The 13,992-nt window shown below is 70.7% G+C and carries 11 protein-coding genes; 6 read left to right on the top strand and 5 right to left on the bottom strand.

What is annotated here, in order from left to right:
• Window positions 1-57: 57 nt before the first annotated feature.
• Window positions 58-861: a molybdopterin synthase gene (locus BLV25_RS01130; RefSeq protein ID WP_092730341.1), complete on the bottom strand. Its 804-nt coding sequence runs from the start codon at window positions 859-861 to the stop codon at window positions 58-60.
• A gap of 98 nt (window positions 862-959) precedes the next feature.
• A complete protein-coding gene (locus BLV25_RS01125) occupies window positions 960-1,913 on the bottom strand; it encodes an LTA synthase family protein (RefSeq protein ID WP_218128589.1) in 954 nt (317 codons plus the stop codon).
• A 122-nt stretch (window positions 1,914-2,035) separates the two neighbouring features.
• On the opposite strand from BLV25_RS01125, the gene BLV25_RS01120 reads away from it, so the two are divergent.
• The 5 genes from BLV25_RS01120 (at window position 2,036) to BLV25_RS01100 (ending at window position 7,294) form a co-directional block, all read left to right on the top strand.
• Window positions 2,036-3,328: a glycosyltransferase gene (locus tag BLV25_RS01120; RefSeq protein WP_039402077.1), complete on the top strand. Its 1,293-nt coding sequence runs from the start codon at window positions 2,036-2,038 to the stop codon at window positions 3,326-3,328.
• 145 nt (window positions 3,329-3,473) lie between these two features.
• Entirely contained in the window at window positions 3,474-4,508 is a 1,035-nt protein-coding gene (locus BLV25_RS01115) for a lysylphosphatidylglycerol synthase transmembrane domain-containing protein (protein ID WP_218128588.1), read from the top strand.
• 123 nt (window positions 4,509-4,631) lie between these two features.
• The gene (pyrH, locus tag BLV25_RS01110) at window positions 4,632-5,345 is read left to right on the top strand and encodes a UMP kinase (RefSeq protein ID WP_021072643.1); all 714 of its coding nucleotides are present in this window, start codon (window positions 4,632-4,634) and stop codon (window positions 5,343-5,345) included.
• Window positions 5,346-5,349: 4 nt separating this feature from the next.
• Entirely contained in the window at window positions 5,350-7,011 is a 1,662-nt protein-coding gene (gene lysS / locus BLV25_RS01105; protein ID WP_092730337.1) for a lysine--tRNA ligase, read from the top strand.
• Window position 7,012: 1 nt separating this feature from the next.
• Entirely contained in the window at window positions 7,013-7,294 is a 282-nt protein-coding gene (locus BLV25_RS01100; protein ID WP_021072645.1) for a DUF7573 domain-containing protein, read from the top strand.
• 40 nt (window positions 7,295-7,334) lie between these two features.
• Here BLV25_RS01100 and mutL read toward each other — a convergent pair whose 3' ends face one another.
• Both mutL and mutS read right to left on the bottom strand, forming a co-directional pair.
• Window positions 7,335-9,167 (bottom strand): DNA mismatch repair endonuclease MutL, encoded by a 1,833-nt coding sequence (gene mutL, locus BLV25_RS01095; protein WP_092730335.1) that lies wholly within the window; start codon window positions 9,165-9,167, stop codon window positions 7,335-7,337.
• The gene (mutS, locus tag BLV25_RS01090; RefSeq protein ID WP_092730333.1) at window positions 9,164-12,229 is read right to left on the bottom strand and encodes a DNA mismatch repair protein MutS; all 3,066 of its coding nucleotides are present in this window, start codon (window positions 12,227-12,229) and stop codon (window positions 9,164-9,166) included. The genes mutL and mutS overlap by 4 nt, the downstream gene beginning before the upstream one ends.
• 204 nt (window positions 12,230-12,433) lie before the next feature.
• Between mutS and BLV25_RS01085 the strand changes: the two genes are divergently transcribed.
• Window positions 12,434-12,982: a J domain-containing protein gene (locus tag BLV25_RS01085; RefSeq protein ID WP_021072648.1), complete on the top strand. Its 549-nt coding sequence runs from the start codon at window positions 12,434-12,436 to the stop codon at window positions 12,980-12,982.
• Between the two features lie 114 nt (window positions 12,983-13,096).
• On the opposite strand, the gene fer is transcribed toward BLV25_RS01085, so the two are convergent.
• Complete coding sequence (fer, locus tag BLV25_RS01080; RefSeq protein ID WP_021072649.1) at window positions 13,097-13,816, bottom strand: ferredoxin Fer; 720 nt, start codon at window positions 13,814-13,816, stop codon at window positions 13,097-13,099.
• Window positions 13,817-13,992 lie beyond the last annotated feature (176 nt).

Raw genomic sequence — 13,992 nt, 5'->3', positions numbered from 1 at the left:
TGCGTCAGTCCCCAGCAGGTAAAGTAGTTACTAACCCGCCGGCGCGCCGCGGGACGGCTACCGCTGGTGGACCCAGAACTGCTCGCTCTCGGTGGTCTCCTTTTTGAATATCGGAACCTCCTCCTTCAGCCGGTCGATGCCGTCGGCGACGGTGCGGAACGCCTCCTCGCGGTGGCCCGCGAGAACGACGACGAAGACGATGTCCTCCCCGTCCGGGATCACCCCGGTCCGGTGGTGCAACAGGACCCGGAACACCCCGTCCCGCTCCTCGAGCTCGGCCGCGATCGCGTCCATCCGGTCGGCGGCGACGCCCTCGTAGGCCTCGAAGGCCAGCTGGCTCGTCCGGTCGTCGTCCGGCGCGTCCTTGGCCCGAACCCGCCCCGTGAACGACGCGATGGCCCCCGACCGCTCCGCCAGCGGGTCGGCCTTCGCGCGATCGATCAGCTCCTCCAGCGTGATCCACGGTTCCGCCCCCTCGAGCGCCGCGAGCAACTCCGCGACGTCGATCGCGGACGGTTCCGGAACGGTCGCGATCACGTCGCCCGGGACGTCCTCCGCATCCCGGTCGTCGCCGACGAGGACCGTGGGCACCCGGAGCCGCGTCTCGCCCGTGATCACGGCGTAGTCGTATGCCGGAGCAAACCGGTCCAGGAGGGTCGTGAGATCGGCGTCCGCGTCGGCGCCGCGGGCGTTCCAATCACCCCCGGCGGTGAATCGAACCGCGGCGTCAGCGGTCGTCTCCGTCGGTCCGAGGTCGGTATCGGTGACGCGGTCGATCCGGACGACTCGACCCTCGATCCGGTCGGTCAGTCGCGTCGCCAGCGAGTCGGCCCCGGAGCCGAGAACGGCGATCGGTTGCATACCCGAACCGGAGCGATCCACGGGTTTAGGGTTTTCCCGTCGTGCGACCCCGACGGAGTCCGTCGGCGAACCCGGCTCTCCGGTCCTACGACTCCGGCTCAGCCGACGTAGCCGAGCGCCTGCAGTCGGTCCTGGACCGCCTCGTCGCCCTCACCGTCCTCGTCTCCCTCACCGTCCTCGTCTCCCGTCTCGGCTTTCCCGCTCTCGGCCGGGTCGTGGGTCCCCTGATCGGTGGCGGTCGTGGTCGTCCACGGGACCGTCCGCACGGCGGGATGAAGACAGCCGACCGGGTGGTCGTAGATCCCCCATTCCCCGAGCGCGTCGCCGTGGTCGGCCGTGATCGCGACCGTGTCGGCGTCGACGTTCGACAGGAGGATCTCGACGTCGTCGAGCGCGTTTCGCAGGTTGTCCTGATAGGCGTCCCAGAACGTCTCGAAGTCGATCCGACCCTTGCGGAGCGCGTCGACCGCCGTGTCCGACAGCGCCGGGCCGAAGGGGTCGGCGTCGTAGCGCTCGTCGAGATCGAGGAACGGATGGTGCGGCTGGACGTAATGAACGATCAGACGATCGGGGTCGTCCTCGCGGGCGATCCGGATGGCCCGGTCGGTCATCGACCGCGGCAGGACGGTGTCGGCGTCCTCGTCCCAGTCCTCCCGCCAGACCTCCTCGAGGGTCTCGAACCGGTCGGCCGAGAGGATCCGGTCGGAGAAGACGTTGCTCGTGAGGTAGGCCGTGTTCGCGACCTCGTCGGCGTACTCGTCGGTGAACGTCTTCGCCATCCACTCCTTTGACATGCTGCCGACCGACTCCATCCGCTCGATCTCGCCGAGGAAGTCGTACTCGTCGGCGACCGACCGGAGGAGGTCGACCCGGCAGGCGTCGAGGATGACGAGAACGTCCCATTCCCGCTCGTAGACGTTCGTCCCCCGCGGGATCGGCCACGCGAGCCACCAGAGACCGGTGTACAGGTCGTACAGGACGTCCGAGAGCCCCTCGAGACCCTTGTGGCGGACCTTGCGCGCCGAAACGCGGACCCAGTCGCGGAGCGTCACTTCCCGGTCATTGAGCCGGCGTGTGCAATTATGTATCGATCACGAAGCGTTCGATGGTGACGGAAACGCTGGAAGGGAGCGAGCCGCAGGTTTAAATACTAAAACGGCCCCATATTCCGACGATGAATCGGGTGAATCGGGTGAGCCGGCACGTCATGGAGCGAGCGGGCACGCTGCTCGGGATCCTCGGCCTGCTCGTGGCGGGGTTCCTCACGAGCCTCGACGTCTGGACGGTCGTGATCGCGCCGCTTTTCCTCCGGATCCAGTTCCTCCAGGGCGTCCTCTCGGTCGGCGCCTTCAGCGTCGTGATCGCCGCGATCGGCCTCCTGCTGGCCCGCGACGTCCGGCGCGACGACGCGACCGACGAACGGGTTCGATCCGGGCCGCTCGTTCAGGCGATCGTTCCCGCGTACCGTGACGCCGACGTGGTCGACGCGAGCGTGACGAGCCTGCTCGAGAACGACTACGATCCCCTCCGGATCGTGATCGCCGTCGAGCCGGACGACGAGCCGACGCGCGAGCGGGCCGCGGAACTCGCCGACATCTACGAGCCGGTCGAGTACCTGGTCAACGACGCCCCCGGATCGAAGGCCACCGCGATCAACAACGCGGTCGAGTGGAGCCCGGCCGACCACTTCGTCGTCTTCGACGCCGACGAGCGCGCATCGCCGACGTTCGTTTCGACGGCGATGGGCGAGCTGCTCGGCGAAACGGACGTGTTCCAGGGACGGCGCGTTCCCCGACCGAGCGGTCCCGTCGAGACGCTTGCCTACTGCGAACGCGTGGTCGTTCAGGCCGGCTACCTGATCGGCGACGTGGTCGGGTTCACCCACTGTCAGAGCTCCGCAACGGGGTTCACCCGCGAGGCGCTCGAGGCCGTCGGCGGCTACGCCGACGTGTTGACCGAGGACCTCTACTTCTCCCACCAGTGTTACCAGGCGAACCTGACGGTGGCGCAGAACCGCCGCTGTACGAGTTCAATGGAGGCTCCCCACACGCTCGGCGACCTCTGGGGGCAACGGAAGCGCTGGCGGATCGGCCACGTGCAGGTCTCCCACCTTCGGATCCGCGAGGCGCTGGCCGGCCGCCCGAGCCTCACGGACCTCGTGACCGTCGGGCGCGCGATCGGCGCCGTGCTGGCCGGCGGCGCCCTGCTCGTGCTCACCGCCCACGTCCTGCTCCTCATGGTCGTCGACCCCAGCTCGGTGGTCATCCCCTTCGCCGCCGTCTTCACGATGATCGGCGGCGTCTGGCTGCGTGACCTCCGAGACGGCCGGGTCGGCGGTCCGTCCTGGACGCTCGCGCTCGCGCCGCTCGTCTTCCTCGGACACGGCGTGCTCACGGTGAAGGCCGTCCTCGAGTACGTCCTCACCTGGGACGGGGAGTGGTACCAGGTGACGAAGACGGGGGCGTAGGCGTCGGCGGCCTCGAAGCGACCGCGACCGGCCGACGTCGAAACGACCGCGACCGGCCGACGTCGAAACGACCGCGACCGGCCGACGTCGAAGCGACCACGGACGGGGTCATTTATAAATCCGTCTCCCCTCGGAGCGGACACCCGTGTCCCGAGACGACCGAGCGGTCGGCGCCGGCTGGGTCGACCGATCGACGGCGGCGAAGACGGTCGCGGGATTCGCCGTCGCGCTCCTGCTGGTGTACCTGCTCGGCGTGGTCGTCGGGTGGGAGCGGACGATCGACCGGCTCCGGGCGGCCGAGACGACCTGGATACTCGCCGGCGGGCTCTCGTCGCTCGCCTGCCTGATCGTGTGGGGGAAGACGTGGCACGTCGTCCTCCGGACCATCGGGATCGACGTGCCCTATCGAAGGCTCGTGGTGACGTTCCTGTCGGCGACGTTCGCGAACTACGTGACGCCGATGGGTCAGGCCGGCGGGGAGCCGTTCATCGCGTACGTGCTGGCGCGGGACACCGCGGCGACCTACGAACAGAGCCTCGCCAGCGTCGTCACCAGCGACCTGATCCGCCTGCTTCCCTTCTTCACGGTCGGCGGCGTCGGGCTGGGATACCTCCTCGCGACCACCGCCCGACTTCCCGGCGCGGTCCGGCCGCTCGCGGTCGTGCTGATGGCGCTCGCGGTCGGGCTCCCGATCGTTGCTGCCGTCATCTGGCGGTTTCGCGGTCGGGTTCGAGAGGGCGTCCTCACGGCGGTTGCGCCGGTCGCGCGTCGAACCGACCGGGTCTCGACCGACTCGGTCCGGGGCCGGATCGACCGGCTCTACGGGTCGATCGAGCTCATCGCCGGATCGCCGCGCGCGCTGGTCGTCGCCGTCGGCTACGGCTACGCCGGCTGGATCCTGTTCGCGCTCCCGCTGTACTTCGCCGGCCTGTCGATCGGGACGCCGATTCCGCTGCTGCTCGTCTGTTTCCTCGTTCCCGTGAGCGTCATCGCGGGATCGACGCCGCTGCCCGGCGGACTGGCCGCGATCGAGGGGACGCTGGTCGCGCTGCTGACGGCGCTGACGGCGCTTGCGACCGCCGACGCGCTCGCCGTGACGACCATTTATCGGCTCGTGAGTTACTGGCTCGTGGTCGCCGTCGGCGGAGTTGCGACGCTGTGGGTGATCCGCCGGAACTGAGGGACCGTTCCGACCGTGCTCACCCGTCCGGAACGGGACGTCCGGCATCGTCACGCAACCCTGCCGCAGCGGCTCGTTTCCGCTTGATAATCCTTAAGAGCGCGACAGGGTTACCCGGAGTCAATGAACGTCGTCATCTCCATCGGCGGAAGCGTCCTCGCGCCGGATCTCGATCCGGACCGCGTGACGGCACACGCCGAGGCTATCGAGGAGCTGTCGGAGGCCGGATGCACCGTCGGGATCGTGGTCGGAGGCGGCGGCGTGGCGCGGGAGTACATCGGGACGGCCCGGGAGCTGGGCGCCAACGAGGTCCAGCTCGACCAGCTCGGGATCGGCGTCACGCGACTCAACGCCCGTCTCCTCATCGCGGCGCTCGGACAGCGCGCGACGCTCTCGCCCGCCGAGGACTACGACGGCGCGGCCGAGGCCCTCCGGCGCGGCGAGGTGTCCGTGATGGGCGGCGTGATGCCCGGCCAGACGACCGATGCGGTCGCCGCCGCGTTCGCCGAGGCGGTCGACGCCGACCTGCTCGTCTATGCCACCAGCGCCAACGGGGTCTACGATGCGGACCCGAACGTCGACGCGGACGCGAAACAGTACGGCCGGCTCTCCCCCGCCGAGCTCGTCGACATCGTGCTGCCGATGAGCAGGGACGCCGGTGCCTCGGCGCCGGTCGACCTCCTCGCGGCGAAGATCATCGACAGGGGGAACCTCCGCTCCATCGTCCTCGACGGGACGAACCCGTCAGCCCTCGTCGACGCGGTGCTCGAGGGCGACCACGACGGGACCGACGTCGTCCCCGAGGCGTGTGCGGAGCCGGCGCAGTGGGGTGAGTGACTCGATGGCGGAGCCCGACGCGGACGCCGATGCGCGGGGAAATTCCGCGGACGCCTCGAGCGAGGAGACGCATCACGCCTTCTGGGCCGACGCGGTCGCCGACGAGATCCTCGAGCGCGATCCCGCGGAGCCGATCGTGATCAAGGGCGGCGTCTCGCCGTCCGGGGTTGCCCACCTCGGCAACTTCAACGAGATCATGCGCGGCTACTTCGTCGCCGAGGTCCTCCGCGAGCGCGGCCACGAGGTCCGGCAGGTGTTCACCTCCGACGACCGGGACCCGCTCCGGAAGGTGCCGCGAAAGCTCGCGAACGCCGACGGGGAGATCGTCGGCCTCGGGGAGGTCGACGCGGGCGCACTGGGGCGGAACCTCGGCAAGCCCTACACGGACATCCCCGACCCCTTCGGCGAGGCCGACTCGTACGCGGCCCACTTCGCGTCCCTGCTCGCCGCCGACGCCGACCGGCTCGGCATTCCGGTCGAGATGGTCTCGAACACGGAGCTGTACGCCGACGGGACCTTCGACCCGGTCGTCCGGACGGTCCTCGAGAACGCCGGGACCGCCCGCGAGGTGCTCGCCGCGTATCAGGACAAGGTCGACGAGGAATACGTTCCCTTCAACCCCATCTGCGAGGAGTGCGGGAAGGTCACCGAGACCGTGACGGCGGTCGACCTCGAGGCCGAGACGGTCGAGTACGTCTGTACCGACATGGAGGCCGGCGACTCGACGATCGAGGGCTGCGGCCACGCGGGGACCGCGACGTTCCGGGAGGGGAAGCTCCCCTGGCGGTTCGAGTGGCCCGGCCAGTGGGACGTGCTCGGGGTCGACTTCGAGCCGTTCGGGAAGGACCACGCGGAGGGCTCCTGGCCCTCCGGCGTCGACATCGCCGAGACCGTCCTGGGGATCGACCCGCCCGTGCCGATGGTCTACGAGTGGTTCACGCTCAACGGGAAGGCGCTCTCCTCCTCGGCGGGGAACATCGTCACCGTCCCGGAGATCCTCGCGCTGCTCGAGCCCGAGGTGCTCCGTTACTTCTTCGCGCTGGAGCCGAAGAAGGCCCGCGATCTCGACCTGGAGCGGCTCGACCAGCTCGTCGACCGGTTCGACCGGTTCGAGCGCGCGTACTTCGGCGCGGTCGACGACGCGGACCTGACCGCCGTCGCCGAGCGCGCCTATCCGTTCCTCGTCGAGGAGGTCCGCGAGGAGCGCGTCCGGCTGCCGTACACCTTCGCCGCCGTGCTCGGGATGGTCGAGGACGAGGCGTTCCGCGAGCAGCTGGCCCGCGACGAGGGACACTTCGACGACGATACCCCGGAGTGGGCGATCGAGGACGCGCTCGACCGCGTCGAACGCGCCCGCCGGTGGGCCGAGCGGATGGACAACGAGTACAACTATCGGCTCCAGACGGAGCTGCCGGACGTCTCCGTCGACGAGGACACGGCGGCCGCGCTGGACGACCTGGCCGACTTCGTCGCCGAGGGCCACGACGGCGAGGCGATCCAGGAGCGGATGTACGAGACGGCCCGCGACCACGGCCTCGCGGTGGCCGACTTCTTCGAGGCCGGCTACCGGCTCTTCTTCGACGAGACGCAGGGGCCTCGGCTCGGCGAGTTCCTCGGCGAGCTGGAGCGGGAGTTCGTCGTGAACCGACTCCGACGGGAGGCGTGAGATGACCGAGGACCGTTCGCTCGACGAGTTCGCCGACGCCGGCTCGGACCGGGACCGGAACGAGTCGGTCGACGAGTCGGCGGCTGACGGCGAGACGGACGTCCCAGAGGAGACCGATACCGACGAGACCGATGCCGAGGAGGACGCGAACCCGGTCGAGCCGGCGACGGCCACCGCGACCTGGACGTCGGGCGGTGCGGCCTGCGATCGCTGCGATGCGGTCGTCGAGCGGCGGTGGCTCGAGGACGGCGCGCAGCTGTGTGCCGACTGCAAGGAGTGGTAACTCCCCCGATTCGTCCGGCGCAGCGACCCGGGGGGACCGATCAGCCGCGGGACGGCCGGTCGAAGCCGGCCGCGAGCGTCGCCTCCTCGATCGAGAGGACGGTCGGGCGCCCGTGCGGACAGCTGAAGGGCTGCTCGCACTCGCCGAGCCGGTCGAGGAGGTTCCGCATCGCGGACCGGTCGAGCGCGTCCCCGCGTTTGACCGACGGGTGGCACGCGAGGTCGGCCAGCAGCGTCTCGTAGGGGTCCGCTGGAGCCTCCCCGCCCACAAGCCGGCCGACCGCGTCGCGGAAGGCGTCGACGTCGGCCGCCCGACCGAACGGCGCCGGAACGGCCCGGAGCCTGACGAGGTCGCCGCCGAAGGGGTCGACGTCGAACCCGAGTCGACGAAGGGCGTCCTCGTGCGCTTCCAGCGCCGCCCGCTCGGCGCCCGTCAGCGAGACCGTCGCCGGCGGATCGAGCACCGCGACCGCGTCGGACGTGCCGGCTGCGTCACTCTCCTCCCTCGGGGCAGGACTCCCGTCCGCGTCCGCACCGCTCCCGAACGCACGCCGTAGTCGCTCGTAGTTGACGCGCTCGTGGGCCGCGTGGGCGTCGATCACGAGGAGCTCGTCGTCGGCCTCACACAACAGATACAGGTCCCGATACTGGCCGATCGGCTCCACGTCGTCGAATGGCGAGGCGTCCCCCACCGGCGAGAGGGCCGTCTCGAGATCCGTCGCCACCTCGGCCTTTCGCCGGAGGTCGACGCCGGCGAGCGCGTCCGCGACCGCGTCCGTCACCGCTCCGGCCACCGCGTCGCCGCGCCGCAGCCCGATCTCCCGCTTGGCCGGGTGGACGTTCGGGTCGACCTCGCCGGCCGGCAGCCGGACGTCGAGCGCGGCCACGGGTTCGCGCCCGTCGGGGAGCAGCCGGTCGTATCCCGCGGCGATCGCACGCTCGAGGCCGGCGTCCGCGACCGGGCGACCGTTGATGGCGACGCGAACGTGATCGCGCGTGGCGCGCGTGACCGAGGGATACGCGAGGACGCCCCGGATCTCGACGGTGCCGTCCCCGCCGAGCGCCCCCCGGTCCGTCGCGTCGAGCGTCGTCGATCGACTCGCGACGTCGCGGTCGTAGACGCCGAGGACGGCGTCCGTCCAGCCGGTTCCCGGCGTCGAGAGCGTCTCCGACCCGTCGTGTTCGAGGGTGACGGCGACGTCCGGTCGGGCGAGCGCGTAGTCGGCGACGAGCGCGGATATCCGGGCGAACTCGGCGCTCGGGCCCGCGAGCGACTCGCGCCTGGCGGGGCGGGTGGAAAACAGGTCCGCGACGGTCACCGTCGTGCCGCGGGCGCGTCCCGCGTCGGCGACGGTTGGATCGCCATCCTCGGCGACGATCCGAGTACCGACGGTGCCGCCGTCGTTGGTGACGACCTCGAGGCGACCGGCCGCCTCCGCGATCGCGGCCAGCGCCTCGCCCCGGAAGCCGAGCGAGGCCGTCTCGACCGGGTCCTGGCCGTCCCGGAGCTTGCTCGTCGCGTGGCGCTCGAGGGCGAGTCGAGCGTCCGCGCGGGACATTCCGTGACCGTCGTCGCGGACCCGGATGGCGTCGGTCCCGTTGCCGTCGACGGCGATCGCGACGCGCGTCGCGTCCGCATCGAGCGCGTTGTCGATCAGCTCGGCGACGACGCGGGCAGGTCGCGTGATCACCTCGCCGGCGGCGATCCGGTCGACGGTGCGCTCGGAGAGCCGTCGAACGCGGGGGTCGGCGTCACCGGGGTCGGACTCGGCGTCGCCGGCGTCACCGGGGTCGGACTCGGTGTCGTCGGGGTCGGCCACGGACTCGGCGTCGTGACGATCGGGATCAGCGTCGTTCGGCGAGTGGCGGGTCATCGGTCGAGCTCCCGCTGGAGGTCGTGGAGCGTGTTCAACGCCTCCATCGGCGTCATCGTCGCGATGTCGAGCGACCGGATGGCTGCGGCCAGCTCCACGTCAACGGGGCCGGTCCGGTCCCTGGTCTCGCGGTCGGGGTCCGCGTCCCGATCGTCGGGCCGGTCGGTCGGTGCAGTTCGATCGATCCGGTCGTGATGGGTCGATCGATCGTCCGGATCGGCATCATCGGCCGCCGCGAGGAAGTCGCGGAGGGTCGCCTCGCCGACCGCTCGATCGTGTGCGTCGTCCCCGATCGCGTCCGGAGCGTCACCGGTCGGCCCGTCACGCGAGGCATCCGCGTCCGCAGATGGCTCGATTCGCTCCCGTGCGCGGTCGACGACCGCGGGCGGTACGCCGGCCAGCGCCGCCACCTCGATCCCGTAGGAGGAGGAGGACGCGCCGGGAGCGACGCGGTGGAGGAACGTCACCTCGCCGTCCTCCCTGGTCGCGGTGAAATGGAGGTTGCGGACGCGATCGCGGCGCTCCGCCAGTTCGGTCAGCTCGTGGTAGTGGGTGGCGAACAGCGTCGTCGCCCCGATCTCGTCCACGATGAACTCCGCCGCGGCGCACGCGATCGCCCGACCGTCCGTGGTCGCGGTGCCGCGGCCGACCTCGTCGAGCAGGACCAGCGAGTCGGCCGTGGCGTCGTGGAGGACCTCGGTCAGCTCGCTCATCTCGCGCATGAACGTCGACTGGCCCCCCGCGATGTCGTCGGAGGCGCCGATCCGGGTGAACACGCGGTCGACGATCGGGATCCGGGCCGCCTGCGCGGGGACGAACGACCCCATCTGTGCCAACACGACCGCGAGCGCGACCTGTCGCATGTACGTCGACTTCCCGCTCATGTTCGGCCCCGTGATCAGCGCGAGGTCGCCACGTTCGAGGTCGACGTCGTTCGGGACGAACTCGCCCCGTCGCTCGACGACCGGATGGCGGCCGCCCTCGATCGCGATGCCGATCCGGTCGCCGTCGGATCCGCCGCCGTCGGGTCCGTCGTAGGGGTCGTCGGTTTCGTCGTAGGGGTCGCCGGTTTCGTCGCGGGGATCGTCAGTCCCGTCGACGGTCGACGGGTCCACGATCGTGGGTCGAACGTACTCCCCCTCCAGCGCCACGGTCGCAAGCGAGACGAGGGCGTCGAGCTCGGCCAGCGCGTCCGCGAGCGCCTGGAGCCGGTCGGCCGCCGCGGCGACGGTCGCGCGGACGTCGGTGAACAGCTCGTACTCGAGGGCGTCCGCGCGCTCGCTCGCCCCGACGATCTCGTCCTCGCGCTCCTTCAGCTCGGGCGTGTAGAACCGCTCGCTGTTCTTCAGCGTCTGGCGACGGTGGTAGTCGTCGGGGACGGCATCGAGGTTGGGATCGGTGACCTCGATGTAGTAGCCGTGCACCTGGGTGTGTCCGACGGTCAACGAGTCGATCCCGGTCCGCTCGCGCTCGCGAGCCTCCAGCTCGGCGACCCACTCCCGCCCCTCGCGTTCGGTCGCCCGGAGGTCGTCCAGCTCCGCGTCGTACCCGTCCCGGATCACGTCGCCGTCGGTGATCTCCTGTGGCGGGTCGACGGCGATCGCCTCGTCGATCAGCTCCCGGATCTCGGGCAGGGGATCCAGCCGCTCGCGGAGATCCCGGAGATGGTCACAGGGCGCGGCCGAATCAGCCTCAGTGGATGCGGTCGAATCATTCCCCGCCGACAGGGCGTCACGAAGGTCGGGGACGACCGCGAGCGTGGTCTCGAGGGACCTGAGATCCCGGGCGTTCGCCCGCCCGCGGGAGATCCGGCTCACGAGGCGCTCGAGGTCGTAGGCTCCGGTCAGCCCGTCAGCGACCGTTTCACGAACGATCGGCTCGTCGACGAGCCACTCGACGGCGTCGTGTCGCGACCGGATCCGGTCCGGCTCGATCAGGGGGCGGCGGAGCCAGCGCTCGAGTCGGCGGCGGCCGAGCGCGCAGCTCGTCTCGTCGATCACGTCGAAGAGCGTGTCGCCGGCGCCCGGCCCCCGGTTCTCGAACAGCTCGAGGCTGCGCTGGGCGGCCGCGTCGAGCCGCAGATGTCTCCGGGGATCGTACCGGCGGATCCGGGAGACGTACTCGAGCGGCCCGTCGTCGCCCTGGGTGTACTCGGCGTACGCCAGGACCGCCCCGGCGGCGCGGAGCTCGGCCTCGGTCGCGAACCGCTCCTCGGGCGCGGACAGATACGGCTCCAGGCGGTCGCGCGCGGCCCGCGGCGCGAACCGGTCGTCCGACAGGACCGTCTCCATCCAGCGCGCGTCCGTCCCGACCGGTTCGGGAACGTCATCGGCGGAGGCGTCACCGTCGGCTGCGGCGTCATCGTCATCGGGTTCGTCGTCCTCGGGTTCGTCGTCATCGTTGGGAGCACGACCCTCGCCGGACGCATCGTTCGCCGCGGGCGGCCTCGTCCCCGGGCCGCGGACGAGTTCGGCCGGTGCGAGCCGGTCGAGCTCCTCGGCGACCGTGTCCCGGTCGCCGCTCGTGGCCAGACACTCGCCGGTTGCGACGTCGACCGCCGCGAGGCCGTACACGTCCCGGCCACCCCGGCCGTCCTCGGCCGCCTCCGTCTCGCGGGTCAGGGCCGCGACGTAGTTGGTGGTCCGGTCCGTCAACAGGTCCTCGTCGACGACCGTGCCGGGCGTGATCACCTGGGTGACGGCGCGGTCGACGAGCCCCGAGGCGGCCGCCGCGTCCTCCGTTTGGTCGGCGATCGCGACGCGGTAGTCGGCCTCGAGCAGCCGCTCGAGGTAGCTCGTCGCGTTGTCGATCGGGATTCCGGCCATCGGGTACGACCCGGTCGAATCCTCGCGTTTGGTGAGCGTCACCTCGCAGACGCGGGCCACCTCCTCGGCCGCCTCGCAGAAGGCCTCGTAGAAGTCGCCCACCTGAAAGAGCACGATCGCGTCCTCGTGGGCCGCACACAGGTCGGCGTACTGGGAGAGCATCGGTGTCAGATCGTCGCGGGCGGCCGCGATCGAGGGCGGCAGCCCGGTGACGGTCGTGGGGTCCGCCGTCGACATACACGTGAGGGGGCGGGGAGAGGAAATAAACGCCACGGACGTCCGGGACCGACGCCGTGCTCGCACGTCCGGGGCCGACGTCGTGCTCGCGGGAACGATCGCGGCCCCGTGTCCGCCGGGACGTTCCACTCCCCGCAACCGCCCGGCGGTTCCGTTCCCCGCAACCGCCGGGACGCTTACGGTCGTCCCCGCCCAACGACCCCTGTGACCGATCGACCGATCGTGGTGGGGCTGGCGGCGACGTTCGTCGGGCTCACGGCGCTGCTGGCGGTCGCCGGCGTCGTCGTCCACCCGGTCCTGCTGTTCGTCGCGATCCCGTTCGGGGCCGCCGCGTACCTCCTGTCGCTACACGCTCGAGGGCGGCTCGACGAGCGGATCCGGTCGCGAACCGTCTCACGGGCCGCCGCACGCCAACGCGAGCGCGAGCGGCGGACCCGCGAGCGAACGCGCCGCAACCGTGCGGCCGCCTTCGGCGGGGGGTCCGGACGACAAACCCGCGGGTCCGGACGGCGAACCGGCGGCGATCCCGGCGGTTCCGGGAGTCGGGGTGGTCCCGGTAATCCTGGCGTCGGAACACCCGATCCGATGGGTCTCGAAGCCGCGTATCGAACGCTCGGCGTCGAGCCCGACGCCGACGAGGAGACCATCAAGCGCGCCTATCGCGAGCGGGCGAAGTCGCTCCATCCGGATGCGGAGTCGGGCGACGAGGAGGCGTTCAAACGCCTGACGCGCGCCTACGATCGACTGACGTAGCGCGGTGGGTTCACTGACGTAGCGTCGTGGATCGGTCGACGGATCGACGAGTCGTGGTCTCGATCCGATCGACGAGCCGGGTTCTCAACGCCGATCGCGTTCTCAGATCCCTTTTCAATCGTCGGCACGCGCGCGGTCGAAGGGGTGCGGCGGCAGTCGGAGCTCCTCGAGACCGGGGAGGTGCTTGACGTTGAAGACGATCCGGAGCTCGTCGGTGAGCGGCTCACCGACGCAGGAGAGCCGGATGTCGCCGTCGATCAGCTCCTCCGAGAGGACGTTGTTCGCGGGAATTGACAGCTCGCCCTCGAGGACCGCCACGGCACAGTTCGCGCACGCGCCGCCGCGACAGGCGTACGGCCACGCGAAGCCGCGGTTCTCGGCGGCCTCGAGCAGCGACTCGCCCGGCTGGACGAGAAACTTGCCGTAGGCGGCGTGCGGGAGGTCGGCCGCGGCCGCCTTCTCGAAGAGGTCCTCGTCCCCGAGGTCCCAGCCGTGGTCGGTGAGGCGTTCGTAATCGAGGTACTCGACGGTCGCGGCCGGTTCCGATTCGGCGGCGTCGGCTCCGCCCTCGGAGTCGCCGCCCGCCTCGGACCCGCCGGCAACGTCGCCGGTTCCGTCTTCACCGGGTCCGTCGCTGCCCTCCTCGATCCGGTCCACGTCGACCGTTCCGTCGCCGTCGACGATGGCCTCGTAGGCCTCCCTCACGGTCTGAAATTCCCGAGCGGAGCCCCCGTGGTCCGGGTGCGTCTCGAGCACGCGGCGACGGTACGCGCGTTCGATCTCCCCGTCGTCCGCGTCGGCGTCGATCCCCAACACCTCGTACGGGGAGGTCATACGAACGGTAGCCGGATCGGAGGCAAAAACCTTGGCAACTGAGCAGCACGGTTGCGATCACATGCCACGGTCGAGATCGAGCGGCGCGGACGACGGACGCCGGCTCCCGTTCGGGACCGTGGATCACTGACGGAAGAAGCCACGGCTGTGCAAACGTTCCCCGTGTTGCGCAAACA

The organism is Halopenitus persicus (genome assembly GCF_900107205.1).
Taxonomy (GTDB): domain Archaea; phylum Halobacteriota; class Halobacteria; order Halobacteriales; family Haloferacaceae; genus Halopenitus; species Halopenitus persicus.
The sequence above is the reverse complement of the archived record's forward strand: the minus strand, read 5'-3'. Positions and strand labels throughout refer to the sequence as shown.